Origin of the sequence: Streptomyces sp. NBC_00012, from assembly GCF_045040875.1 — a bacterium.
Taxonomy (GTDB): domain Bacteria; phylum Actinomycetota; class Actinomycetes; order Streptomycetales; family Streptomycetaceae; genus Streptomyces.
Window position 1 is genome coordinate 6806741 of the sequence record NZ_CP108309.1, and the last position, 24012, is coordinate 6830752.

Sequence of the window (24012 nt, forward strand, 5' to 3'; positions counted from 1 at the left end):
AATTTCGAACAGGAACCGGCCGCGGGCCTTTTGCCGCGCCCGTTCCACCTTTATAGTCAGAGTGACTATTAAGGAGGCGGGCGTGAGTCTCGCGGATTTCCTCGATCCCCTGCAACAACCCCTGGTGACGGTGCTCGACACCCCGGTCAGCTGGACCGAGGTGCTCGGCTTCGGCAGCGGGGCGCTGTGCGTATGGCTCGTGGCCCGCCAGCACCTCGCCAACTGGCCGATCGGCATCGCCAACAACCTCTTCTTCATCCTGCTGTTCACCCAGTCCGGTCTGTACGCCGACGCCGGCCTGCAGATCGTCTTCATCGCCCTTGCCGTGTACGGCTGGTGGACCTGGACCCACGGGGGTGGACCGGGCGCACCGGACCTGCCGGTGCGGCGCACCACGCGCACCGAATGGACCTGGCTGCTCGTGGCGGGGGTGGTGGGGACCGTCGCCCTCACCGTCCTGCTCGACCACGCCACCGACTCGACCGTGCCCTTCTGGGACGCCCTGACGACCGCGCTGTCCCTGACGGCGACGTACGGGCAGTGCCGCAAACTCGTCGAGTCCTGGTGGCTCTGGATCGCCGCCGATGTGGTGTACATCCCGCTGTACGCGTACAAGGAGCTCTATCTGACCTCCCTGCTGTACGTCGGTTTCCTGACGCTCTGCCTGATCGGCCTGCGCAACTGGAAGCGTGATCTCACCGGACAGCGGCCGCGGTTGGCGCAGGTGGCGGCATGAAGCGCTTCGGGCACGGGCTGGTCCTCGGCAAGTTCTACCCGCCGCACGCCGGCCACCACCACCTCGTCCGCACCGCGCAGGACCGCTGCGAACGGCTGACCGTCCTGGTCTGCGCCGCCTCCGTCGAGTCCGTGCCGCTCGCCGACCGGGTGGCCTGGATGCGGGAGGTGCACCCGGACGTACGGGTCGTCGGCGCCGTCGACGACACCCGCATGGACCTCCACGACCCGGCGATCTGGGACGCGCACATGGCCGTCTTCACCGGCGCCGTGCCCGAGCCGGTGGACGCCGTCTTCACCTCGGAGTCGTACGGGGACGAACTCGCCCGCCGGTTCGGTGCCGAATCCGTCTGTGTCGACCCCGACCGCACGGTGTTCCCGGTCTCCGGCACCGCCGTGCGCAAGGACCCGGTCGGCTGCTGGGACTTCCTGGAGCCGCCCGTACGGGCCGCCCTCGCCCGCCGGGTCGTCGTCCTCGGCGCGGAGTCCACCGGCACCACGACCATGGCCCGCGCGCTCACCGACCACTACCGCGCGCGCGGCGGCGTCTGGGCGCGGACGGGATACGTCGCCGAGTACGGGCGGGAGTTCAGCGAACAGAAGCTGGCCGCCCTGCGCGAGCGGTGGCCCGGTGCCCAGTGGGAGGACGTCAGCTTCACCACCGACGACTTCCCGCTGATCGCCGGGGCACAGAACGCCAGGGAGGAGGCCGCCGCGCGCACCGGGTCGCCGGTGCTCTTCTGCGACACCGACTCCTTCGCCACCACCGTCTGGCACGAGCGGTACATCGGCGGACGCAATCCGCTCGTCGAGGAGACGGCCGACCGGGTCACCCACCACCTGTGGCTGCTCACCGACCACGAGGGCGTCGCCTTCGAGGACGACGGACTGCGCGACGGCGAGGAGCTGCGGCCCTGGATGACCGATCGATTCCGGGCCGAACTCACCCGTACGGGAAGGGAGTTCATCGAGCTCACCGGAGGCCGCCAGGAACGCCTGGCCACCGCGGTGGCCGCCGTGGACGCGCTGCTCGCCGACAGCTGGAACTTCGCCGCGCCCCTGCCGGAGCACCGATGAGCACCGCAGCCCCCGAAGGGTACGACCCGCACGCCTTCGAACCCTTCGCGGTCACCGTCGACCTCGCCGTCTTCACGGTCCGCGACGGCCGGCTGCACGTCCTGCTCGTCGAACGCGGCGAGGACCCGTACAAGGGGCACTGGGCACTGCCCGGCGGTTTCGTGCTGCCGAGGGAGTCCGCCGAGTCCGCCGCCCGCCGGGAACTCGCCGAGGAGACCGGACTGACCGAGGGCACCGCCGGCGCCCTCCACCTGGAACAGCTGCGCACCTACAGCGACCCGGACCGCGACCCCAGGATGCGGGTGGTCTCCGTCGCGTACGCGGCACTCGTGCCCGACCTGCCCGAACCGCGCGGCGGCGGCGACGCGGCAGGCGCCCGGTGGTGGGACGCCGGGGCACCGGGCCCGCTCGCCTTCGACCACGACCGGATCCTCGCCGACGCGCACGACCGGATAGGCGCCAAGCTCGAGTACAGCTGTCTGGCCACCGCCTTCTGCCCGTCCGAATTCACCCTGGGGGAACTCCAGCAGGTGTACGAGACGGTCTGGGGCGTCGAGCTGGACCGGCCCAACTTCCGGCGCAAGGTCCTCACCACGCCCGGCTTCGTCCAGGCCGTGGAGGGATCGCCGCGCCGCACCGGCGGACGGGGAAAGCCGGCCGCGCTCTACCGGGCGGGTGCCGCTACCGCCCTGCACCCTCCACTGCTGAGACCGGAAGGAAGAAGCACGTGATCGTGACCAGGACCATCACCAAACAGGCCGCCACCGGTGCGCTGACCGGGCTCGCGCTCGGCGACGCCCTGGGCTTCCCGACCGAGTTCAACAACGTCCCGTCGATCCTCGCCAAGTGCGGGCCGTGGCGCGCGATGCGGCTGCCGAAGCCGGCGATCGTCACCGACGACACCCAGATGACGCTGGCCCTGGGGCGGGGCATCCGCACCGCCATGGACCGCGGACTGCTCACCCCGCTGCGGCTGACCCGCCCGGTGCGCGAGGAGTTCGTCGACTGGTACCACTCGCCCGACAACAACCGCGCCCCCGGCCGCACCTGCATGACCGCCTGCCGGCTGCTGGACAGCGACCGGCTCTGGCAGGAGGCGAGCCAGACCGGCTCCAAGGGCTGCGGCGCCAACATGCGGGTCGCGCCGGTCGGGCTCGTCCCCGGACTCAGCGACGAACAGCGCTCCGGCGCCGCCCAGTTGCAGGCGGCCCTCACCCACGGGCACCCGACCGCGCTCGCCGCGTCCGACCTGACGGCCCGTGCGGTGCACCTGCTGGCGCAGGGGGCGGAGCCGATGGGCCTGATCGGGCAGCTGCGCAGTTACGCGTACGAGAACAGCGGCCGCTACCTCACGCGCTGGCTCGGCGACCTCTGGCGGTACGCGGGCGACTCCTCGCCCGAGCTGTACATCCAGCGCGGCTGGGACGAATGCCTGACCGCCCTGGCCCGCGTCCAGGACGCGCTGCGCGACCCGTCCCCGGAGACCGACCCCTGCGAGCTGACCGGGGACGGCTGGATCGCCGAGGAGGCCCTGGCCACGGCCCTGCACTGCTTCCTCCTCTTCCCCGAGGACCCCGTCACCGCGCTCCGCCGCGCCGCCTGCACCCGGGGCGACTCGGACTCCCTCGGCTGCCTGACCGGTGCGTTCGCCGGGGCACACCTGGGGGCCGGGGCCTGGCCCAAGGAATGGGCGGAACGGATCGAGTACCGAAGCGATCTGCTGTCGCTGGGGGCACTCTGGGACTCTTGATCCATGAGCATGGACACCGAACACCTCGAGGAAGCCGGGCTGCCGGTGACCGACCTCGGCCCGGTCCTCGCCGAGGAGAGCCACCCGCTGCTGTTCGCCACGGTCTCCGGGGCGCATCTGTACGGGTTCCCCTCCAAGGACTCGGATGTGGACCTTCGGGGGGTCCATCTCCTGCCCGCGGAGGACCTCGTGGGACTGCGCGAGGCCGAGGAGACGCGCTCGCGGATGTGGGACCGGGACGGGGTCGAGATGGATCTCGTCACGCACGACCTGCGGAAGTTCGTCCGGCTGATGCTGAAGCCCAACGGCTATGTGCTGGAACAGCTGCTCTCGCCGCTGGTCGTGCACACCAGCGAGCCGCACGCGGAACTGGTGGAGCTCGCACCGGGCGTGGTCACCCGCAACCACGCCCACCATTACCGGGGGTTCGCCGGTACCCAGTGGCGGCTCTTCGGGAAGACCGGTGAACTGAAGCCGCTGCTGTACACGTTCCGGGCGCTGCTCACCGGGATCCACCTGATGCGCAGCGGTGAGGTGCGGGCCCATCTGCCGACCCTCCTCGGGGAGGTGGCGGCGCCCGCGTACCTGCCCGAGCTGATCGAGGCGAAGGCAGAGGCGGAGCACGGGGGAGCGGAGAGCGTGGACGGAGCGGCGGTGTCGCGGGACGTCGAGGCGCTGCACGGGGTGCTGGACGAGGCCCAGGCGGCATCGGGGCTTCCCGCGGCGGCCGGCGGGTTCGACGCGCTGCACGACCTCGTGGTGCGGGCGCGGCTGGGGCCTCCTGAGGGCTGTCCCGTAGCCGGCGTGCCAGGGATTACGGGACAGCCCTGGGCAGACAGGGGCTAGGGTCTCCCGTTCGGATCATGCCGGGCTCGCGTGCCCCGGTGCCCGATCCGGCCCGATCCAAACGAAAGACCCTAGAGCCGGTCCACGGACGCCCGGCGGGTGCGGATCAGGAAGTCCTCCACCCGGGTCCGGTCCGGCTGAGGGGGGAGCGGGGAGTTCCGCGCGGCCTCCTCGCTCTCCTCGGTGAGGCGGTTCATGCGGCGTTCGACCTCCTCCCACGGCACCTCGCCCCGCTTCACCGCCAGCAGCTCCTCGCGGGCCGCGCCCACCTCGATGGTGAGCTCGCCGGTGCGCAGCAGGTCCCGGCCGCAGGCCAGCAGCCGCAGCAGATGCATGGCGTGCTTCCAGCGCGGCGCCCCGTACTGCCGCATGTCCGCCTCCAGCTTCTTGCGCTGGCCCGACGCGTAGCGGACGAACGTCCGGTGGGCCAGCCGGGACAGGAACGCGTCGCGCAGGGAGAGGAGTTCACGGCCCACGTCGTCGACGTGCTCCACCAGCGGCGAGTGCAGGCACTCCAGCACATTGGGGTTGGCGCGCAGCGCCAGCTCGCAGAAGCGCTCCAGTTCCCAGGAGAACTGCTCCGGTGCCGGGCCGTCGATATGTGTCGGCGGCTTCTCGAACCGCCAGAACAGCGGGGCCGGCGCGAGGAACACACCCCGCCGGTCGGTGTCGCTCCCCTCCGTGGCGAGCCCGAAGGCGCGCGAGCCCATCACACAGGAGTAGACCGTGTGATCGCGTACGAGGGCCTCGGGGTCAGGGGTGATCATGCCGGCGAGGGTACGTGAGCGGGGCCGGGTCGCACCGGGGATTTCGGCGCCGCGGCCCCGGCGCGAGGTGCCCCGCTCAAGTGGCACAAGCCCGGGTTCTGATCGACATTGTCGATAAATCATCCCCTCTGGAGAGGCAGAACCATGGCAGGAAACGATCTCGGCAGTCTGCTCGGCGGCTTGCTGGACGGTGGCCGGAGCGGTGGCTCGGGCGGCGCGGGGAACATCCTCGGCGCGCTGCTGGGCGCACTCGGCGGCGGCCAGGGCGGTGCGGGCGGCCAGGGCGGTACGGGCGGCGGCAACGCGCTCGAAGGGCTGATAGGGATGCTCACCAGGTCCGGCCTCGTCGACCAGGCGCAGTCCTGGGTCGGCACCGGGGAGAACCAGGCGGTCAGCGGCGCCCAGATCGCCGAGGCGCTGCCCGACGAGACCCTGCGGAAGGTCGCCCGGGAGGCGGGGGTCAGCACGGAACAGGCGGCCGACCAGATCGCCCGGTCGCTGCCGACCGCGGTCGACAGACTGACCCCGTCGGGCGAGGTGCCGGAGGGCCGCTCGATCGAGGAGCTGGTCCGCGAGCAGCAGCTCTGACGGAACCGGAGGTTCCGAAAGCACCAGCGGCCCGAGGGCCTGTCCGGAGGATCGGTGCCGGGCAGGCCCCGGGCCGCGACCGCGTGCCCGCCCCGTCTCACGGACAGAGCACCCCGGACCGCCGGCCCCGTCACCCCTCTAGGCTGACCGGACAGAGGGATCACGCAGGCGGACAGCAGGCGCGAGACGTACGAAGAACCGAGGAGCACGACGTGGCGGTACGAGCGGTCCGCGGAGCCGTCCAGCTGGAGCGGGACGAGGCCGGACACATGGACGAGCAGGTCGGCGCCCTGCTGACCGCCGTTCTCGAACGCAACAGCCTCGTCGCGGACGATCTGATCAGCATCTGGTTCACAGCCACCCCGGACCTGCACAGCGATTTCCCGGCCGCCGCCGCACGCGGCCTCGGTATCGTCGACGTACCGCTGATCTGCGCCCAGGAGCTGGACATCGTGGGCGCCATGCCCCGAGTGGTGCGCGTCCTCGCGCACGTCGAGACCTACCTTCCCAAGTCCGAGATCGCCCACGTGTACCTCGGTGCCACCGCCGCACTCCGCAAGGACATCGCCCAGTGAGAACCGCCGTCGTCATCGGAACGGGCCTCGTCGGCACGTCCGCAGCCCTCGCCCTCGCCGGGCGCGGCATCCGGGTCCACCTCGTCGACCACGACCCCCAGTCGGCCCGCACCGCGGCCGCGCTGGGCGCGGGTACGGACGAGGCGCCCGAGGGGCGGGTGGACCTGGCGATCATCGCCGTGCCGCCCGCCCACGTGGCCACGGTGCTGGCCACCGCCCTGCGGGACGGCATCGCCCGCGGCTACCTGGACGTCGCCAGCGTGAAGGGCGGCCCGCGCCGCGAGCTGGAGGCGCTCGGCCTCGACCTCACGCCGTACATCGGTACGCACCCCATGGCCGGCAAGGAGCGGTCGGGCCCCCTCGCTGCCACCGCGGACCTGTTCGAGGGCCGGCCCTGGGTCCTCACCCCGACCCGTGACACCGACACCGAGGTCCTCAACCTCGCCCTGGAGCTGGTCGCGCTCTGCCAGGCCGTCCCGGTGGTCATGGACGCCGACGCGCACGACCGGGCCGTCGCCCTGGTCTCCCACACCCCGCAGCTGATCTCGTCGATGGTCGCCGCCCGCCTGGAGGAGGCCGACGAGACCGCCGTACGCCTCTGCGGCCAGGGCATCAGGGACGTCACCCGGATCGCCGCCTCCGACCCCCGGATGTGGGTGGAGATCCTCTCCGCCAACCCCGGCCCCGTCGCCGACGTGCTGGCCGGGGTGGCCGCCGACCTGGACGAGACGGTACGGGCGCTGCGCGGCCTGGAGTCCGGTGACGACGACAAGCGCCGCGAGGGCACGGAGGGCATCGAGGACGTCCTGCGCCGGGGCAACGCCGGCCGGGTCAGGGTGCCCGGCAAGCACGGGACCGCGCCCACCGCGTACGAGATGGTGTCCGTGCTGATCAGTGACCGGCCGGGTGAACTGGCCAGGATCTTCGCCGACGCCGGACAGGCCGGGGTCAACGTCGAGGACGTGCGCATCGAGCACGCCACCGGGCAGCAGGCCGGCCTGGTCCAGCTGATGGTCGAGCCGAGCGCGGTCCCCGCACTGAGCGAGGTACTGCGCGAGCGCGGCTGGTCGATACGGCAGTAGGCCGGGGCGCGGCGGAACCGGGAGGCCGTTGTCCACAGGGGTGCGGAGGCCCGCCCCGACACTCGGTAACCTTGTGCGGGGCGGGTTCGCACGCGCCCCCGTCCCGCCCACCCCGTGTACCAGGAAGGTGTCCACCACCGTGGAAACCCGTACGGCCCCGGCCGCAGTGATCGTCGCCATCGACGGGCCCTCCGGCACCGGCAAGTCGAGCACGTCCAAGGCCGTCGCCGCGCAGCTCGGCCTGAGCTACCTGGACACCGGTGCCCAGTACCGGGCGATCACCTGGTGGATGCTGAACAACGGCATCGACGTCCAGGACGCGGTGGAGGTGGCTACCGCGGCCGCCAAGCCGGTCATCGTCTCCGGCACGGACCCGGCCGCCCCGACGATCACCGTCGACGGGGAGGACGCCGCGGGCCCGATCCGTACCCAGGAGGTCACCTCCAGGGTCAGCGCCGTCAGCGCGGTCCCCGAGGTGCGCACCCGGATCACCGAGCTCCAGCGCACCATCGCCGCCGCGGCCGAGCGGGGCATAGTGGTCGAGGGCCGTGACATCGGCACCACGGTGCTGCCCGACGCCGACCTGAAGATCTTCCTCACCGCCTCCCCGGAGGCGCGCGCCGCCCGGCGCAGCGGAGAGGTCAAGGGCTCCGACCTCGCCGCCACCAAGGAAGCGCTGATCAAGCGGGACGCGGCCGACTCCGGCCGCAAGACCTCCCCGCTGGCCAAGGCGGACGACGCCGTCGAGGTGGACACCACCGAGCTGACCCTTCAGCAGGTCATCGAGTGTGTCGTCACCCTCGTCGAGGAGAAGCGGGCCACGAAGTGACCCAGGCCACGGGCCGTCCCTCGCCGCGCGGAGCGGCGGTCGGGCGGGGGATCGGCATCGGGCTGATGTACGGGCTGTGGAAGCCCCGTGTCCTCGGTGCGTGGCGGGTCCCCGCCACCGGACCCGTCATACTCGCGGTGAACCACTCGCACAACATCGACGGTCCGATGCTGATGGGCACCGCGCCCCGGCCCGTCCACTTCCTGATCAAGAAGGAGGCGTTCGTCGGCCCGCTCGACCCGTTCCTGCGCGGAATCGGTCAGCTGAAGGTGGACCGCACGACCGCTGACCGCACCGCCATCACCGACGCCCTGGGCGTGCTGGCGGACGGCGGTGCCCTCGGGATCTTTCCCGAGGGCACCAGGGGCGAGGGCGACTTCGCCTCCCTGCGCGCCGGGCTCGCGTACTTCGCGGTACGCAGCGGGGCGCAGATCGTGCCGGTGGCCGTCCTGGGAAGCACCGAGCGCCGCGGACGGTTGATATCGGCACTGCCGCCGTTGCGCAGCCGGGTCGATGTCGTGTTCGGCGAGGCCTTCGAGGCGGGCGACGGCAGTGGGCGCCGTACGCGCAAGGCGCTGGACGAGGCGACGGTACGGATCCAGGCGCGGCTGACCGCCCACCTGGACGAGGCCAGGCGTTTCACCGGGCGCTAGGTAAGACTTGAGTAGTGGGCCGCGCAGTCGTGGCCCATCGATGATGATGCAAAGAGGAACGGACTTCATGAACGACCAGATTCACTCCGACGGCTCGGACCACGAGCACGGAGCGCTTGGCGACGCCGAGTACGCGGAGTTCATGGAGCTCGCCGCGGAGGAGGGCTTCGACCTCGAAGAGGTCGAGGGTGCCATCGACGAGGCCGGTCACGGGCCGCTGCCCGTGCTCGCCGTCGTCGGCCGCCCCAACGTCGGCAAGTCGACGCTGGTGAACCGGATCATCGGCCGCCGCGAGGCCGTCGTCGAGGACAAGCCCGGCGTCACCCGCGACCGCGTCACCTACGAGGCCGAGTGGGCCGGCCGCCGCTTCAAGGTCGTCGACACCGGCGGCTGGGAGCAGGACGTGCTGGGCATCGACGCCTCCGTCGCCGCCCAGGCCGAGTACGCCATCGAAGCGTCCGACGCGGTCGTCTTCGTGGTCGACTCGACGGTCGGCGCGACCGACACCGACGAAGCCGTCGTCAAGCTGCTGCGCCGGGCCGGCAAGCCCGTCGTGCTCTGCGCCAACAAGGTCGACGGACAGAGCGGCGAGGCGGACGCCACCGCCCTGTGGTCGCTGGGTCTCGGCGAGCCGCACCCGGTCTCCTCGCTGCACGGCCGCGGCACCGGCGATCTGCTCGACGCCGTGCTCGAAGCGCTTCCCGAGGCGCCGGCGCAGCGCTTCGGCACCGCGATCGGCGGCCCGCGCCGGATCGCGCTCATCGGCCGTCCGAACGTCGGCAAGTCCTCGCTGCTGAACAAGGTGGCCAACGAGGACCGCGTCGTCGTCAACGAGCTGGCCGGCACCACCCGCGACCCGGTCGACGAGCTGATCGAGCTCGGCGGCATCACCTGGAAGTTCATCGACACGGCCGGTATCCGCCGCCGCGTCCACCTCCAGGAGGGCGCGGACTACTACGCCTCGCTGCGTACCGCCGCCGCCGTGGAGAAGGCAGAGGTCGCCGTCGTCCTGATCGACGCGGGCGAGTCCATCAGCGTCCAGGACCAGCGCATCATCACCATGGCCGTGGAGGCCGGGCGCGCCCTGGTCATCGCGTACAACAAGTGGGACAAGCTCGACGAGGAGCGCCGCTACTACCTGGAGCGGGAGATCGAGACGGAGCTCGCGCAGATCGCGTGGGCGCCGCGGGTCAACGTCTCGGCCGTCACCGGCCGGCACATGGAGAAGCTCGTCCCGGCCATCGAGACCGCCCTCGCCAGCTGGGAGACGCGCGTTCCCACCGGCCGGCTGAACGCCTTCCTCGGCGAGATCGTCGCCTCCCACCCGCACCCCGTCCGCGGCGGCAAGCAGCCCCGGATCCTCTTCGGCACCCAGGCCGGTACCAAGCCGCCGCGCTTCGTGCTGTTCGCCTCGGGCTTCCTGGAGCACGGCTACCGACGGTTCGTCGAGCGCCGGCTGCGTGAGGAGTTCGGCTTCGAGGGCACCCCGATCCACATCTCGGTGCGGGTCCGCGAGAAGCGCGGCCGCAACAAGTAGCACGCCCGCCCGCATGGCAGAGCCCCGGGCCGTCTCTCGTCCGAGACGGCCCGGGGCTCTGCCATGCGGGCGGGCGCCCCGCGCACCTACGGGCGGGCGCCCCGCGAACCCGGGGGCAGGGCTGCCGGCTGGGTGCGCCCGGAGTGCCGGCCCACCCGCTGCCAGGAACCGGTGCCGGTACCGGCACCGGTGCCGTGTCCCGTGGCACCGCCCGCCACGGCGAGACCGGTGGAGAAACCGGCGGAGTGGCCGGGGTGGCCGCTCAGCGGGAGGCGGCTGCCGAAGAGACCGGTGCCGAAGGCCACGAAACCGAGATTCTCCTCGCCGCTCCGGTCACCCGGCAGCGCCCGGAACGAACGGCGGTACTCGGAGTACAGCGCGTCGTAGATCGGGGTGTGGGACTGACCGCCCGATGGCTCCTGCGAGGGCCGCATGGCAGGGATCGGGCTCGGGCGCTGGTGGGAGGAGTCGTATGAGTGCACGTATGTGCCAACGACACCGGTGTCGGTCGGATGCGGGCGCGGCGGAGAAATAGCTGTTCGCCGCCTGTGCGAGGAGCCGACGCCCACGGTCAGGTCCCGGCCAGCGGCATCGCGGCGGCGACCAGGAGCCCTTCGGCAGCGGCCTTGTCCAGGGCGTCGCGCAACAGGTCCTCGCGGGGCTGCTGACCGATCGCCCCGGCCGGGGCGGCGAAGACGAGGACGGTCTGCGACTTGTTGGCCGCGGTCCGCCAGCCCTCGGTGACCTGGAGCGGCGCGTGCGCCTGCCACCAGGCGACCGGTGCGCCGCCGCCGGTGCCCGGCTGGAGCACGGCGTGCAGCTGACCCATGGCGAGCAGGATCGACCAGCCGTGCAGTACGGCGGGCACCTGGTCCATCCGGTGGGCCGGGTGGAAGCCCTGCTCCAGCAGCAGCTGGAGGAATTCGTCGCCCCGGCTGCCGTCCGTGCCCGGCCGGGCGATCGCACCGGTGGGCTCGACGACGAGGGCCGGGTGGAGCTCGTCGTCGATCAGGACGAGACCGCTGGTGATGCCGAGGACGGCCTGTTCGGTGGGGATGCCCTGCGGCACGCCCGCGCCGGTGGCGGAGTCCGGGCCCTCGCCGCCGGTGATGCTGCGCACGGCGCCCTGGAGCTGCTCCTCGGCGACCTGGACGACCTGCGAGGGGATGCACGTCGCGTGGGCGAAGGCGAGGACGGCGGTCTCGTCGCCGACGAAGAGCACCGTGCTGGTGCGCTCCTGCTCGGAGTCTCCGGGGGTGCGGCAGGAAGTGCAGTCGTAACTGCCCGGGGCGTTGTCGCCGACAAGCAGCCGGTCGGCTTCGGCGTCGCCGATCTCGGCGCGTACGTCCTCGCTGACGTCGAGCATGCGCGGCACGGGTGGCTCCTCGAACTCGGTACGTGCGCCGGGCGGTTCCCGGCTCATGGAAATGACAACGGGCGAGCCGCGGCCGGGGTCACGCGAGAAAGGGAACGTAATCGAACCAACCGGCCCGGAAGGTGAATCCCGGGGCCCGGGGGAGCGCTTGGGGACCGTTCGTGCCGGTCCGGGGGCTCTCGACGTGGTCGACTCGACGATATGGCGGTGCGCCGGGTACAGCAATAAAGCGACAAAGCGGGAAAGTGGGCGAGTTACCGCTGGCCGAAATTCGCCCGTACACGGAGTGAACCGCCGACCTGCCTGCGTCGTCATGGCAAGTGCAGCCTGCCGCTGATCAGCCGAACCGGGAGATATGGCGTTTCATGCACATTTCTTTCCTGCTCCACAACGCATACGGGGTCGGGGGCACGATCCGTACGACGTTCAATCTCGCCGGGGCGCTGGCCGGGCACCACGACATCGAGATCGTCTCGGTCTTCCGCCACCGTGACGTTCCCGCGCTGGGTGCTCCCGAAGGGGTGCGCATGAGCCACCTCGTCGATCTGCGGAAGAAGAGTCCGACGTACGACGGTGACGCCGCCGACTACGCCCGCCCCGCGACCGTGTTCCCGCGCGGCGACAGCAGGTACCGGCAGTACAGCAGGCTGTCCGACGCACGGGTGGCGGACCACCTGCGTTCCCTGGAGGCGGACGTGGTGGTCGGCACCCGGCCCGGACTCAACGTGCACATCAGCAGGCAGGCCCGCCGGGGCCCGGTACGGATCGGGCAGGAGCACCTCACCCTCGACAGCCACAGCTACCGGCTCCGTCGCGAGATCGCACACCGCTACCCGCTGCTCGACGCGATCACCACGGTCACCGAGGCCGACGCCCAGGCCTACCGGACCGGGTTCAAGCTGCCCGGCGTACGGATCGAGGCCATTGCCAACAGCGTGCCCGAACCGATGGTCCCGCCTGCCGACGGCGACCGGAAGTGGGTGATCGCCGCGGGCCGGCTGCACAAGGTCAAGCGGTACGACCTGCTCGTCCGGGCGTTCGCCGACGTGGTCGCGGTCCGCCCGGACTGGCGGCTGCGCATCTACGGCGGCGGCGACGCGACCGGCAACGAACGGGCGGCGCTGCTCGCGCTCATCGGCGAACTCGGTCTGCACAACCACGTGTTCCTGATGGGACCGGTCAACCCGCTGGAGGCCGAGTGGCCCAAGGGTTCGATCGCCGCGGTCACTTCGGACCGAGAGTCCTTCGGCATGACCATCGTCGAGGCGATGCGCTGCGGCCTGCCGGTCGTCGCCACCGACTGCCCGCACGGCCCCCGCGAGATCATCGACGACGGCACCGACGGCCGGCTGGTGCCCGTCGGTGACACGGCGGCCGTGGCCGACGCGCTGCTCGGTCTGATCGGTGACGACGAGGCGCGGCACCGCGCGGGGCGCGCCGCGCTGGCCGCGTCGCAGCGGTTCGACCCGTCACGGATCGCCGAACGCCATGAACGGCTCTTCACCGAACTCGCCTCGCGGGGCCCGCGCGACCGCTCGCACGGAGCGCTGGGCACCACACTGCACCGCGCCCGGGGCACCGTGCTGGACGGGGCGTACGCCCTGCGATACAAGGCAGCTGCCGTGATCCGCAAGGGGAAGACCGCATGACCGACTCCGCAGGGCGAAGGACACCGCGGGCCGACTGCACCGTGGGACCCGGCGGCGGGATCACCTTCGATCTCGACCTCGGCCGCCGCGAGGACGAGGCGGCGCCCGAACTGCTGCTCCGGCTGCGCGGTGCCAAGGGCACGGGCGACGGCGACACCGTACGGCTGCCGCTGAGTCCGCTGCGCGACGGGCGGCTGCGCGCGGTGCTGCCGGGGGCGGTCGAACCCGCCGAGGGGCGCTGGGACGTCTACCTGCGGGAGTCCGGCGCGGACGACGACGGGGCGGTGGCCGTCGAGCCCGGCATCCGGGACCTGCGGCTGCTCGTCGACCACGCGCCGGGGAGCGGGCGGATCGCGGTCCGGATCCCGTACCCGACCCTCGACGGCCGGCTCGCGGTGCGCTGCTGGCTCCGCGCACCGCATGCCGAGGCCGGACCGGTGACCCTCGACGGGCACGCGATGACGGTCGAGGGCACGCTGTACGGGACCGGCCTCGGCGCCGGTGCCCGCGTCGAGGCACGACAGCCCGGCGCCGGCGGCCGGGTCCTGCGGGTGCCGGTCACCGGGGAGGAAGGTGCCTTCGCCTTCACGCTCCCCCTGGACCGGCTGGCCGACGGGGCCGTCACCGCATCGCAGCTGTGGACGCTCTGGCTGGTCCCCGGGGCGGCGGACGGACCGGCCGGCGACGTACGGATCTCCCGCATCCTCGACGACGTCTGGGACCGCAAGAAGATCTTCGTCTACCCGGGCCGCGACACCGGGGAGGGCAGCCGGGCCACGCCCTGCTACTCCACCGACAACGACCTCTGCGTACGGCTCGAACCGGAACCGGCGCCCTGAAGGCCGGTCCAGGGATTGCGGACGCGGGCTGTCCGCAATCCCTGGCAGACTCGCCGCCATGTTGGAGACCTCGGCACGGCTGCTGCGACTGCTCTCACTGCTCCAGGCCCACCGCGACTGGTCCGGCGCGGATCTCGCCGACCGGCTCGGCGTCACCCCGCGCACCGTCCGGCGCGACGTCGACAAGCTGCGCGAACTGGGCTACCCGGTCAACGCCAGCCCCGGCACCGGTGGCGGGTACCAGCTCGGCGCCGGGGCCCAGCTGCCGCCGCTGCTGCTGGACGACGAGGAGGCCGTCGCCGTCGCCGTCGGCCTGCGGACCGCGGCGGGCAACGGCGTCGAGGGCATCGGCGAGACCTCCGTACGTGCCCTGACCAAGCTCGAACAGGTGCTGCCGGACCGGCTCAGGCGCCGGGTGAACGCGCTGAACACCTTCACCGTGCCGCTGCTTCGCGGGCCCGGCGCCTCGGTCGCCGACGCGGGCGTCCTGACCGAGCTCGCCGGTGCCTGCCGGGACGCCGAGCGGCTGCGCTTCGAGTACCGGGACCACTCCGGCTCCGTCTCTCGGCGGACCGTCGAACCGCACCGGCTGGTGTGCACCGAGCGCCGTTGGTACCTCGTCGCCTGGGACGTGGACCGCGCGGACTGGCGTACGTTCCGGGCCGACCGGATCACCCCCACGCCGCCGCACGGACCGAGGTTCGTCCTGCGCGAGGCACCCGCCGAGGACCTGGCCGCCTACGTCTCGAACGGGATCTCCACGGCCGTGTACCCGACGCGGGCGGTGATCCGGCTGAAGGCGGGGATCGAGCGTGCGGCCGAGCGGATCCCGCCCTCGGCCGGGGTGCTGGAGGCGGTCGACGCGGACACCTGTCTGCTGCGTGCCGGGGCGGTCACGCCGGACGTGCTGGTCATCCACGTGATGATGCTGGGGATCGACTTCGAGGTCGTCGAACCACCGGAGCTGAGGGACGCGATCAGGGTGGCCAGGGACCGGCTGACCAGGGCCCTGGAGTGAGTACCGGCTGTGGCAACGCCATACGGACGGCCGGGGTTGCCCGCTATACCGGTGGCAGTCGACGGCCGTCCCGTACCGCGGCGTGAATATTGTGACCAGAGGATAAGGCTGCCATAAGGAAGCGTGAATTCCCGGCGACATGCTCATTTACGCACGCTATTCGGTGCGGTAATTACATCCCCTCGATACGGGATATTCCGCTCCGATTCCATGCCTTCCGAATGCTCGTTCTCCGGGTTGTGTGATTACTGTGTGTCCGGTCCCGGGCCGCCTGTCCGGGTGGCGTGATTCGTACCGCGCGCGTGTCGTGATCCTGTGACACAAGTGTGACCGGCGGGGAACGTGAGGATGCCCTGCGACGGCGGGCGCCCCGGCTTCCGCCGCCGCCCGCGGCCGCCTACGGTGAGGGGCATGGCACCCATACCGACCCCTTCCGCCCAGCCCGACGACGCGCCCGACGAGTACGTCGGCCTGGCCGCCGACGCCGCCGAACGGCGGGCCCGCAGCCATGGCTGGACCACCGTCAGATCCCTGCCGCCGGGCGCGATCATCACCATGGAGTTCCGGAGCGGACGGATCAACTTCGAGGTCGACGGAGCCCGCGTCACCCGCTGCTGGGTGGGCTGAGACCGCCCGCGGCCCGGCACCCCGGGCACCGGTACGGAAGAAGGCCCCGACGTCGGTCGGGGCCTTCTTCCGTGTCCGGGGAGCGGCTGTGCGTACCGGCTCCCGCGCCGGGTCTCAGCCGCCGGCCACCGGGCGGGCCGGGCTCGTGCCGCCGCGCGGCGTGCGGTCGGCGTGCGGCGGGCGCCGGCTGCCGGCCGGGGTGACCGGGGTCCGCTCCGAGCGCACCACATGCGCCGGGTGCGACGCGTGTGCGCGCGTACGGGTGGCCGTGCCACCCGCGGCGACCGGCTCCAGCGCCGGGGCGTGGGCCGGGGCGTCGCCGCCGTCCGGCTGCGGTGGCAGGACGGTCCGGGGGCCTCCGGCCGCGACGGGTACGGAGGGGACGGGGCGGCCGAATCCCCGCAGGTTCTCGCGCTGGGCGAAGACCCATGCCTCGGCCCGGGTGATCAGCGGCTCGACCCAGGGCAGGCCCAGCATGATCAGCAGCCCCGCGGCCCAGCCCAGCAGGACGTCGCTGAGCCAGTGCGTACCGAGATAGACGGTGGTGAGGCCGACGCCCAGCGACACGATCGCCGACATGGCCGACAGGTAGCGCCGGGCCCGGGGGGTGGTGGCGAGATAGGCGAGGATTCCCCAGGTCACAACCGCGTTGGCGGTGTGACCGGAGGGAAATATATCGCCGCCGGCGAAGAGTTCCGCGGAGCCGATCTGGGTCGCGTAGTGCGGGCCGAGGCGGCCCAGGCCGATCTTGACCGCGCCGACCGTCACATTGAGCAGCAGCAGCGCCGCGCCCAGCGTCAGCAAGGGGCGCAGCGTGTGCTGCCGCCAGGAGCGCCAGCCGAGCCAGCAGGCGACCATGGTGGCGGTCGGACCACGCTGGCCGAGCACGATGTAGTAGTCGAGGAAGGCATGGATTTCCGGCCACTGCTGATACGGCCGGAAGAGCATGACCTTCCAGTCCAGGGTCACCAGCCAGGACGAGACCAGCACGGCAATGACGATGGCGAGATAGAACGCCAACGTCCCGCCGAAGAGCGCGATGCGGTGACGGCTCATCCGCGGTGGCTCTATCTTCGGCGGCTCCGGCTCCCGGTCCAGCCGGGCAAAGATGTCGGTACGCACCCAATCGACGTTACAGCGAGTTAGTGAGAGACCAGGGCGTTCCGGTCTCTTCGTGATGACGATGTGATGTGGACTATGTCTCAGTGCGGTCTTAATTCCTGACCCGCGCGTGCATCTCGGCGGCCCTTCGCACTATTGATTTCGCACGCATTTCGGAAGGGTGTTTGGGCGTGGGCAGAAAAGCGCAGGAGGTGCCGGTATGAATTTATCCGCGCCCGGAAGGAGGTGGAACGGACCGTGCCGGTCCGGTCACCGGCCGCTTTCGGCACGGGCCCGGCGGGTGCTCCGCGGGGGCCACCGAGTACCGTCCCGTTCCAGGAGCGCCGGGTGTCCTCGCAGGTCCGGACGGCGGGTCGGCGTGGCGTACGCCACACGCCGCGGTTCGACCGGGTATGAGGTGGACCACGTGTGAGGGCTCCGAACTCGCGTACGCTGACGGCCACTCGCCCGTCGATGCCGGGCCATGAGGAGCGGCGGACCGCCGCATCCCCGGTTGGCCCGCCGAGCGCGAGGAACCTTTGGGAGGGACATGCATGTCAGGGACGACCACAGCCCGAATGCGGCTGCGCCCGGTGGCCGACGGTGCCAATCGATGGGTCGTCCTCGTCGTCCTCTGCCTCAGCCTCCTGCTCGTGGCGCTCGACTCGACCGTGCTCCACGTCGCCGTACCCGCCGTCACCGAGGACCTGAACCCCAGTGCGGTCGCTCTGCTCTGGATAGTCGACGCCTACCCGCTGGTCTGTGCCTCGCTGCTGATCCTCTTCGGCACCCTCGGGGACCGGGTCGGCCGCCGTCGCGTCCTGCTGCTCGGCTACGCCCTCTTCGGTGTCGCCTCCGCGATCGCCGCGATGGCCGACAGCCCCGCGGTACTCATAGTGGCGCGTGCGCTGCTCGGGGTCGGCGGCGCGATGATCATGCCGGCGACGCTGTCGATCCTCCGGCAGGTCTTCCCCGACCGGCGTGAACGTGCCGCGGCGATCGGCATCTGGACCGCGGTCGCCGCCGTGGGTGCCGCCACCGGGCCGGTCATCGGCGGCTTCCTCGTCGAGCACTTCTGGTGGGGCTCGGTCTTCCTGATCAACGTCCCGCTGATGGCGCTGATCCTGCCGGTCGGACGGCTGCTGCTGCCCGAGTCACGCGGCAGCCACGACGGCCCGTGGGACGTGCTGGGCGCGCTGCTGGCCGCCGCCGGAGTGCTCGGCGTGGTCCTCGGGGTGAAGCGGGCGGGCGCCGGTGAGGTGCTGAGCCCGGCCACGCTCGCCCCGCTGCTGATCGGGGCGGCACTGCTCATCGTGTTCGTGCGCCGTCAGAAGCGGCGTACGCATCCGCTGATCGACATGGGGCTGTTCACCAGGCCCGCGTTCTCCACCGCGGTGGGCTGCATCGTCCTCGCCATGCTGGCCCTGGTCGGTCTTGAGCTCATAGCCGTGCAGTACCTCCAGCTCGTCCTCGGGCTGAGCCCGCTGCAGACCGGTCTGCGACTGCTTCCGCTCACCTTCGCGGCCATGGCCGCGGGCGCCACCGGCTCGTACACCCTGCGCCGTATCGGTCCGCGCCGGATGGTCGGCTGGGGCTTCGTGCTCACGGCCGTCTCGGTGCTGATCCTGACCGCGATGGGGCAGCACGACCGGCCGGTGCTGCTGACGGCGGCCTTCGTCGCCCTCGGCTTCGGACTCCAGTCCACGCTCTTCGGGGCGTACGAATCGATGCTCAGCGAGGCCCCGGTCGACCGTGCGGGCGGGGCGGCGGCCATCGGCGAGACCTCTTACCAACTGGGCGCGGGCATGGGGATCGCCCTGCTCGGCAGTGTCATGAACGCCGCCTACGCCCCAGGGCTCTCGAAGCTTCCCGAAGCGGGTGTCCCAGCCGGGGCCCGTGCGGCCGCCGCCCACTCGCTGGGTGAGGCGTACCAGGTGGCGGAACAGCTGGGCGGTCCGCTGGGCGCGGTGCTGCGCTCCACGGCGCGCCACTCATTCATCACCGGGCTGCATGTCACCCTGCTGGTCAGTGCCGCGCTGCTGCTGGCCGGGGCGCTGGCGGCGCTGCGGCTGCCGCGGGCGATGGACTGCCCGGCGGCGGTGCCCGACGACCCGGAGCAGGCGGCCGACGCGGGCGGGGCGAGGGAGTGCCCCGCGGCGCGCGAGGTGCCCGCCCCGGGCCGTGCGCAGCGGCCCCTGCCGCGGCCCGCCCGGCGCCGACCCGCCGAGGCGACCGGCTCTGGACGAGCGGCACACTGAGCCGTAACGTCGGCGCGAGGCTATAACTAACACTGCTAGTTTCAGCATCGAGCGAGCCGCCGGAGGCGCCCTCATGTCCACCACCGAGTCGTCGAAGCTCCCGCCCTTCGACCCCGCCGACCCGATCGGCATCGACGATCTGCTCAGCGCCGAGGACCTCGCGATCCGCCAGGCCGTACGGGACTGGGCCGCCGACCGGGTCCTGCCGCACATCGCCGAGTGGTACGAGAGCGGCGAGCTGCCCGGCATCCGGGAGCTGGCCCGTGAGCTCGGTTCGCTCGGCGCGCTCGGCATGTCCCTCCAGGGGTACGGCTGCGCCGGCGCCACCGCGGTCCAGTACGGACTGGCCTGCCTGGAGCTGGAAGCGGCGGACTCCGGGATCCGCTCCCTGGTCTCCGTGCAGGGGTCGCTCGCCATGTACGCCATCCACCGTTTCGGCTCCGAGGAGCAGCGGCAGCGCTGGCTGCCGGGCATGGCGGCCGGCGAGATCATCGGCTGCTTCGGCCTCACCGAGCCGGATCACGGCTCCGACCCGGCCGGGATGCGTACGTACGCCAAGCGCGACGGCGGGGACTGGGTGCTCACCGGCCGCAAGATGTGGATCACCAACGGCTCGGTCGCCGGGGTCGCCGTCGTCTGGGCGCAGACCGACGACGGAATCCGCGGATTCGCCGTGCCGACCGACACCCCGGGCTTCTCGGCACCGGAGATCAAGCACAAGTGGTCGCTGCGCGCCTCGGTCACCAGCGAGCTGGTCCTGGACGAGGTGCGGCTGCCCGCCGATGCCGTGCTCCCGGGCGTCACCGGCCTGCGCGGCCCGCTCAGCTGTCTCAGTCACGCCCGCTACGGCATCGTCTGGGGTGCGATGGGCGCGGCCCGCGCCAGCTTCGAGGCGGCCGTGGACTACGCGAGGACGAGGGAGCAGTTCGACCGGCCGATCGGTGGCTTCCAGCTCACCCAGGCCAAGCTCGCGGACATGGCCGTGGAGCTGCACAAGGGCATCCTGCTCGCCCACCATCTGGGCCGGCGGATGGACGCGGGCAGGCTCCGCCCGGAGCAGGTCAGTTTCGGAAAGCTCAACAATGTGCGGGAGGCGATCGACATCTGCCGTACCTCGCGCACGATCCTCGGCGCCAACGGGATCTCGCTGGAGTACCCGGTGATGCGCCACGCGACGAATCTGGAGTCGGTGCTCACCTACGAGGGAACCGTGGAGATGCACCAGCTGGTGCTGGGCAAGGCGCTCACCGGTCTCGACGCGTTCCGCTAGACCGTCCGGCGAGCGCCCTGCTCAGCTCTGGTTGAAGAAGCCGTCGGCCGACCGGCCGGCGGTTTCGCTGACCACCTGGGTGTCGGCCGGGGTCAGCAGGAAGACCCGGGTGGCCACGCGCTCGATCGAGCCGCGCAGTCCGAAGATCAGCCCGGCGGCGAAGTCCACGACACGCTTCGCGTCGGTGGGGTCCATGGTCGTGAGGTTGACGATCACCGGGACACCGTCCCGGAAGAGCTCTCCGATGGCCCGTGCGTCCCGGAAGCTGTCCGGGGTGACGGTGGCGATCCGGCGGCCCGTCTCCTCGGCCGTCTCGGACGCGACCTGCACCCGGGGGTCGGTCACCCAGGCCTGGCCACCGGTCCCGGTCTGCGCGCCCTCGGCGTACTCGTCGTCGTAGTACCGCTCGTCGTTGTCCTCCACGAGGCCCAGCCAGGCACTCGCCTTGCGCACCGATCCCATGGACGCCTCCTCTCACCGCGGTTCCGTGGCGTTCCGCATCTCTTTCGTATCCCTATGGTCGTCCATGATGCGGATCGTGCGCCAAGTGGATAGTCGGCGCGCAGGGGATTCGTGACGGTACTGGCACAGAAGATGTGGCGATATGTCAGGTTTCCTCCCGTATAAGGAGTCAGAAAGAAAGAAAATATGATGCCCCAGGCCGTATGGGTGACATGGGGGACGTACGGGTGAACGGACTGCTCGATACGATGCACCTCGCGCAGCCGCACGAGCTCGGCGCGAAGGTGAACGACTCTCGGGGGATCGTCGTGTTCGGAATAGTCAGGCCCTGCACCCATCGGCTGTCCGAGGGGCTGCGGACCGAGTGGATGGCCCATCTCTGCGGGCTCTGCCTCGCACTTCGCTCCGATCACGGGCAGTTCGCCCGGATCGTCACGAACTACGACGGCCTGATCGTCTCCGTTCTGACGGAGGCTCAGTCCGAGCGCACCACCGGATGGCGGCGCACGGCGGGGCCCTGTCCGCTGCGCGCCATGCGGACCGCCCCGGTCGCCCGCGGCGAGGGCGCCAGGCTGGCCGCCGCCGTCTCCCTGGTGCTGGCCTCGGCGAAGGTCCGGGACCACGTCGCGGACGGCGACGGCCTGTTGAGGCGCCGCCCGGTCGCCGCCGCCGCGCGCCGGGTCGCCGCCGGCTGGGACCGGGCCGGCGCGCGCACCGGCGCACAGCTCGGCTTCGACACCGCGCTGCTCGTGGACGCCGTCGACCGGCAGACCGGCATCGAGCTGATCGCCGGGCCCGGCACCCCGCTGCTCACGGTCACCGAACCCACCGAGACCGCCACCGCGGCCGCCTTCGCCCACACCGCGGTGCTCGCGGGCAAGCCGCAGAACGCGGGACCGCTCGCCGAGGCCGGCCGCCTCTTCGGGCGCCTGGCCCATCTGCTGGACGCCGTGGAGGACCAGGAAGCTGACGCGGCGTCGGGTGCCTGGAACCCGCTCACCGCGACCGGCACCTCGCGGGCGGAGGCCCGTCGGCTGTGCGACGACGCGCTGCACGGCGTACGGCTGGCGCTGCGCGACGCGGAATTCACCGACGACAAGCTGGCCCACGTGCTGCTGGCGCACGAACTGCGGCAGTCGGTGGACCGGGCCTTCGGCACCACGGCGTGCTCGCACCAGGCGGGCGCCGTGCTCCTGGACGGAACTGGCGGCCCGTCAGCCGCACGGCCGGCCGGATCCTTCGGCCCGGTGCCGGGCAATCCGTACGCGCCGAGCCCGGGAGGTCCCGCCGGTCCGCCGCAGCCACCGCCCGAGCCGCCGCGCGACCGGCGCGGTCTGATCACGGGCTGTCTGGTGTGGGCGGGGCTGGCCTGCACCTGCCAGATGTGCTGCGGCACCTTCGAGGACCCGTGGAGCCATCGGCGCCGCGACGGACTGTGCAGCCAGTGCGACTGCGGCGACGCCTGCGATGCCTGCGACTGCTGCAGCAACTGCGGGGACTGCTGCGATGGGTGCGACTGCTGCGACTGCGACTGCAGCTGCTGAGGGCGGGGGCCCGGATCACCTGATCTCGGGCGGCGAGATCTGCGAGGTCCTGATCGCGGATGCGCCGATGCCCCACTTCTCAAGGATCCGGTCGTAGGTGCCGTCCGCCTTGAGGCCGTTCACCGCGGCCCGGAAGGCGGGCGCCAGCCCGGTGCCCTTCTTGAAGGCGAAGCCGACGTCGAGACGCTTGAACTCATTGAGGAAGCGCACACCCTCCTGCTGTCGCACCGCGTACCGCAGCCCGTTGATGGTGGACATCACCACATCGCTGCGGCCCTGCTGGAGCGAGGCCCAGGTGGCGCCCTGGTCGTTGTACGTCTTCACGTCGTACGGCTTGCGGCCCGCGTCGGAGCACAGTTGTCGGTTCTCCTCCAGGGTCACCTCGAAGGTGGTGCCCGCGCCGGTGCCCACGGTCAGGCCGCAGAGCTGGGTGAGATCGGTGACCCTTTTCAGCCTGCTGTCGTCGCGGACCGCGAACCCCTGGCCGTCGTTGATGTACGTGACGAAGTCGATCGTCCTGCGGCGCTCCTCGGTCACCCCGAAGTTCCCGGTGCCCACGTCGTACTTGCCGCTGCCGAGCGCCGGGAGGATCGCCTCGAAGGAGGCCACCTCGCGGGTGAGGCGCAGCCCGAGCTTCCGGGCCACCGCGTCCGCGAAGTCGATGTCCGTACCGGCCACCGTCCTTCCGTCCGCGAGGTAGGTGGAGCCCGGCGGGTTGCCGACACTCGCGGCGATGGTCAGGGTCCCGGCGGCGCGGACATCGGCGGGCAGCAGCTTCGCCGCCGCCTCGTCCTCGCGTACCGAGGAGACGACATCGGTCGTCGGCACCTCGCCCTTGCCGGCGGCGGCGCCGGCCGGTGCGGCCGCCGGATCGCCGGATCCGCACGCGGTGAGGGCGAGAGAGGCGGCGGTGATCAGTGCGAAGGCAGCGGTGTGCCGGGTCCGGGGCATGAGGCGTGGTTCTCCAGATTCGTCGGCCATGAGCAGGCGCGCCGGCGTCGGGGCAGCGCGCGGCGGCCCGCGGCCGGGGCGAGGAAGGGCGGCGGAGCGAGGGGAGGGGGGAACGGTGTTGTGTACGGGAGGACACGCGGGGATACGCGCTCAGGCGCGACGCGCGGCGCCGGGCAGAGACACGCGGAAACACAGGGGGAGACGCGGAGGAGCAGGGGGTCGGCTCAACAGGAGGAGGACCACACGCGACCGAAGTCGATGTGGGAGCGCTTGACCAGCCACTGCTGCGAATACATGGCCCCAGTGGAACAGGCATCCGGTGGTCCGTCAACCGAGCCCCGGCGTACGGCTCACAGTGTGGACGAGCTTGACAACGCGCGGCGGACAGCGCTTATCTCGGAGGCGGACCGGCGCTGAGGGGCCCGGTCCGTGTTGTGTCCGGGCTGAAGGCACGCCCCGTGTTCGATCTCTGCATCCAC

General features: G+C 71.7%; 24 protein-coding genes. 18 read left to right on the forward strand and 6 right to left on the reverse strand.

Going from position 1 to position 24012, the window contains the following annotated elements:
* Window positions 1–82: 82 nt before the first annotated feature.
* The 5 genes from pnuC to OHA19_RS31180 are packed head-to-tail and all read left to right on the forward strand — an operon-like array spanning window position 83 to window position 4408.
* Window positions 83–736, forward strand: coding sequence for a nicotinamide riboside transporter PnuC (gene pnuC / locus OHA19_RS31160; protein WP_405752358.1), 654 nt, complete (start codon window positions 83–85; stop codon window positions 734–736).
* The gene (locus OHA19_RS31165; protein WP_405752361.1) at window positions 733–1812 is read left to right on the forward strand and encodes an AAA family ATPase; all 1080 of its coding nucleotides are present in this window, start codon (window positions 733–735) and stop codon (window positions 1810–1812) included. Before pnuC ends, OHA19_RS31165 begins: the two co-directional genes overlap by 4 nt.
* On the forward strand, window positions 1809–2543 hold the full coding sequence (locus tag OHA19_RS31170; protein ID WP_405711250.1) for an NUDIX hydrolase: 735 nt from the start codon (window positions 1809–1811) through the stop codon (window positions 2541–2543). The genes OHA19_RS31165 and OHA19_RS31170 overlap by 4 nt, the downstream gene beginning before the upstream one ends.
* Window positions 2540–3562: an ADP-ribosylglycohydrolase family protein gene (locus OHA19_RS31175; protein WP_405711248.1), complete on the forward strand. Its 1023-nt coding sequence runs from the start codon at window positions 2540–2542 to the stop codon at window positions 3560–3562. The genes OHA19_RS31170 and OHA19_RS31175 overlap by 4 nt, the downstream gene beginning before the upstream one ends.
* A 3-nt stretch (window positions 3563–3565) precedes the next feature.
* Entirely contained in the window at window positions 3566–4408 is an 843-nt protein-coding gene (locus tag OHA19_RS31180) for a DNA polymerase beta superfamily protein (protein ID WP_405711246.1), read from the forward strand.
* Window positions 4409–4479: 71 nt separating this feature from the next.
* Here OHA19_RS31180 and OHA19_RS31185 read toward each other — a convergent pair whose 3' ends face one another.
* Complete coding sequence (locus tag OHA19_RS31185; RefSeq protein ID WP_405752364.1) at window positions 4480–5175, reverse strand: DNA polymerase beta superfamily protein; 696 nt, start codon at window positions 5173–5175, stop codon at window positions 4480–4482.
* A gap of 144 nt (window positions 5176–5319) precedes the next feature.
* On the opposite strand from OHA19_RS31185, the gene OHA19_RS31190 reads away from it, so the two are divergent.
* The 6 genes from OHA19_RS31190 (at window position 5320) to der (ending at window position 10439) form a co-directional block, all read left to right on the forward strand.
* Window positions 5320–5763: a YidB family protein gene (locus OHA19_RS31190; protein ID WP_405752367.1), complete on the forward strand. Its 444-nt coding sequence runs from the start codon at window positions 5320–5322 to the stop codon at window positions 5761–5763.
* Window positions 5764–5975: 212 nt separating this feature from the next.
* Entirely contained in the window at window positions 5976–6338 is a 363-nt protein-coding gene (gene aroH, locus OHA19_RS31195; protein ID WP_266736258.1) for a chorismate mutase, read from the forward strand.
* Window positions 6335–7420, forward strand: coding sequence for a prephenate dehydrogenase (locus OHA19_RS31200; protein ID WP_405752369.1), 1086 nt, complete (start codon window positions 6335–6337; stop codon window positions 7418–7420). The genes aroH and OHA19_RS31200 overlap by 4 nt, the downstream gene beginning before the upstream one ends.
* Window positions 7421–7547: 127 nt before the next feature.
* The gene (cmk, locus tag OHA19_RS31205) at window positions 7548–8249 is read left to right on the forward strand and encodes a (d)CMP kinase (RefSeq protein ID WP_405711238.1); all 702 of its coding nucleotides are present in this window, start codon (window positions 7548–7550) and stop codon (window positions 8247–8249) included.
* Window positions 8246–8902 (forward strand): lysophospholipid acyltransferase family protein, encoded by a 657-nt coding sequence (locus OHA19_RS31210; RefSeq protein ID WP_405711236.1) that lies wholly within the window; start codon window positions 8246–8248, stop codon window positions 8900–8902. Before cmk ends, OHA19_RS31210 begins: the two co-directional genes overlap by 4 nt.
* 67 nt (window positions 8903–8969) lie before the next feature.
* Window positions 8970–10439, forward strand: a complete 1470-nt coding sequence (der, locus tag OHA19_RS31215) for a ribosome biogenesis GTPase Der (protein ID WP_072484253.1) — start codon at window positions 8970–8972, stop codon at window positions 10437–10439.
* Between the two features lie 86 nt (window positions 10440–10525).
* Here the strand turns inward: der and OHA19_RS31220 are convergent, their stop codons facing one another.
* Window positions 10526–10873 (reverse strand): hypothetical protein, encoded by a 348-nt coding sequence (locus tag OHA19_RS31220; protein ID WP_405711234.1) that lies wholly within the window; start codon window positions 10871–10873, stop codon window positions 10526–10528.
* 137 nt (window positions 10874–11010) lie between these two features.
* Window positions 11011–11814 (reverse strand): hypothetical protein, encoded by an 804-nt coding sequence (locus OHA19_RS31225; protein ID WP_405711233.1) that lies wholly within the window; start codon window positions 11812–11814, stop codon window positions 11011–11013.
* A 365-nt stretch (window positions 11815–12179) separates the two neighbouring features.
* Between OHA19_RS31225 and OHA19_RS31230 the strand changes: the two genes are divergently transcribed.
* The 4 genes from OHA19_RS31230 to OHA19_RS31245 all read left to right on the forward strand — a co-directional run bounded on the left by OHA19_RS31230 (window position 12180) and on the right by OHA19_RS31245 (window position 15947).
* Window positions 12180–13463 carry a glycosyltransferase family 4 protein gene (locus OHA19_RS31230; RefSeq protein WP_405711231.1) on the forward strand — a complete coding sequence of 428 codons (1284 nt, stop codon included), beginning with the start codon at window positions 12180–12182 and terminating at the stop codon, window positions 13461–13463.
* Window positions 13460–14302, forward strand: coding sequence for a transferase (locus OHA19_RS31235; RefSeq protein WP_405711229.1), 843 nt, complete (start codon window positions 13460–13462; stop codon window positions 14300–14302). Before OHA19_RS31230 ends, OHA19_RS31235 begins: the two co-directional genes overlap by 4 nt.
* A gap of 58 nt (window positions 14303–14360) precedes the next feature.
* Window positions 14361–15320, forward strand: a complete 960-nt coding sequence (locus tag OHA19_RS31240) for a helix-turn-helix transcriptional regulator (protein ID WP_405711227.1) — start codon at window positions 14361–14363, stop codon at window positions 15318–15320.
* Between the two features lie 411 nt (window positions 15321–15731).
* Window positions 15732–15947: an I78 family peptidase inhibitor gene (locus tag OHA19_RS31245; protein WP_405711225.1), complete on the forward strand. Its 216-nt coding sequence runs from the start codon at window positions 15732–15734 to the stop codon at window positions 15945–15947.
* Window positions 15948–16061: 114 nt separating this feature from the next.
* Here the strand turns inward: OHA19_RS31245 and OHA19_RS31250 are convergent, their stop codons facing one another.
* Complete coding sequence (locus tag OHA19_RS31250; RefSeq protein ID WP_405711223.1) at window positions 16062–17069, reverse strand: phosphatase PAP2 family protein; 1008 nt, start codon at window positions 17067–17069, stop codon at window positions 16062–16064.
* Between the two features lie 533 nt (window positions 17070–17602).
* On the opposite strand from OHA19_RS31250, the gene OHA19_RS31255 reads away from it, so the two are divergent.
* Both OHA19_RS31255 and OHA19_RS31260 read left to right on the forward strand, forming a co-directional pair.
* Window positions 17603–19306, forward strand: coding sequence for an MFS transporter (locus tag OHA19_RS31255; RefSeq protein WP_405711222.1), 1704 nt, complete (start codon window positions 17603–17605; stop codon window positions 19304–19306).
* 73 nt (window positions 19307–19379) lie between these two features.
* The gene (locus tag OHA19_RS31260) at window positions 19380–20576 is read left to right on the forward strand and encodes an acyl-CoA dehydrogenase family protein (RefSeq protein WP_405711220.1); all 1197 of its coding nucleotides are present in this window, start codon (window positions 19380–19382) and stop codon (window positions 20574–20576) included.
* Between the two features lie 21 nt (window positions 20577–20597).
* On the opposite strand, the gene OHA19_RS31265 is transcribed toward OHA19_RS31260, so the two are convergent.
* Window positions 20598–21038, reverse strand: a complete 441-nt coding sequence (locus OHA19_RS31265) for a cell division protein SepF (protein ID WP_266736239.1) — start codon at window positions 21036–21038, stop codon at window positions 20598–20600.
* A 308-nt stretch (window positions 21039–21346) separates the two neighbouring features.
* Between OHA19_RS31265 and OHA19_RS31270 the strand changes: the two genes are divergently transcribed.
* Window positions 21347–22582 (forward strand): DUF5685 family protein, encoded by a 1236-nt coding sequence (locus OHA19_RS31270; RefSeq protein WP_405721312.1) that lies wholly within the window; start codon window positions 21347–21349, stop codon window positions 22580–22582.
* Between the two features lie 15 nt (window positions 22583–22597).
* Here the strand turns inward: OHA19_RS31270 and OHA19_RS31275 are convergent, their stop codons facing one another.
* The gene (locus OHA19_RS31275) at window positions 22598–23533 is read right to left on the reverse strand and encodes an ABC transporter substrate-binding protein (RefSeq protein WP_405711218.1); all 936 of its coding nucleotides are present in this window, start codon (window positions 23531–23533) and stop codon (window positions 22598–22600) included.
* Between the last annotated feature and the right edge of the window lie 479 nt (window positions 23534–24012).

Bases quoted from the DNA above. Each gene is read 5' to 3' on its own strand.
- OHA19_RS31190 (WP_405752367.1), top strand. From the start codon at position 5,320: ATGGCAGGAAACGATCTCGGCAGTCTGCTCGGCGGCTTGCTGGACGGT.
- OHA19_RS31275 (WP_405711218.1), bottom strand. From the start codon at position 23,533: ATGCCCCGGACCCGGCACACCGCTGCCTTCGCACTGATCACCGCCGCC.
- OHA19_RS31245 (WP_405711225.1), top strand. From the start codon at position 15,732: ATGGCACCCATACCGACCCCTTCCGCCCAGCCCGACGACGCGCCCGAC.
- OHA19_RS31235 (WP_405711229.1), top strand. From the start codon at position 13,460: ATGACCGACTCCGCAGGGCGAAGGACACCGCGGGCCGACTGCACCGTG.
- OHA19_RS31230 (WP_405711231.1), top strand. From the start codon at position 12,180: ATGCACATTTCTTTCCTGCTCCACAACGCATACGGGGTCGGGGGCACG.
- OHA19_RS31170 (WP_405711250.1), top strand. From the start codon at position 1,809: ATGAGCACCGCAGCCCCCGAAGGGTACGACCCGCACGCCTTCGAACCC.
- OHA19_RS31165 (WP_405752361.1), top strand. From the start codon at position 733: ATGAAGCGCTTCGGGCACGGGCTGGTCCTCGGCAAGTTCTACCCGCCG.
- OHA19_RS31180 (WP_405711246.1), top strand. From the start codon at position 3,566: ATGAGCATGGACACCGAACACCTCGAGGAAGCCGGGCTGCCGGTGACC.
- OHA19_RS31240 (WP_405711227.1), top strand. From the start codon at position 14,361: ATGTTGGAGACCTCGGCACGGCTGCTGCGACTGCTCTCACTGCTCCAG.
- OHA19_RS31265 (WP_266736239.1), bottom strand. From the start codon at position 21,038: ATGGGATCGGTGCGCAAGGCGAGTGCCTGGCTGGGCCTCGTGGAGGAC.
- OHA19_RS31260 (WP_405711220.1), top strand. From the start codon at position 19,380: ATGTCCACCACCGAGTCGTCGAAGCTCCCGCCCTTCGACCCCGCCGAC.
- OHA19_RS31220 (WP_405711234.1), bottom strand. From the start codon at position 10,873: ATGCGGCCCTCGCAGGAGCCATCGGGCGGTCAGTCCCACACCCCGATC.
- OHA19_RS31185 (WP_405752364.1), bottom strand. From the start codon at position 5,175: ATGATCACCCCTGACCCCGAGGCCCTCGTACGCGATCACACGGTCTAC.
- der (WP_072484253.1), top strand. From the start codon at position 8,970: ATGAACGACCAGATTCACTCCGACGGCTCGGACCACGAGCACGGAGCG.
- OHA19_RS31255 (WP_405711222.1), top strand. From the start codon at position 17,603: ATGTCAGGGACGACCACAGCCCGAATGCGGCTGCGCCCGGTGGCCGAC.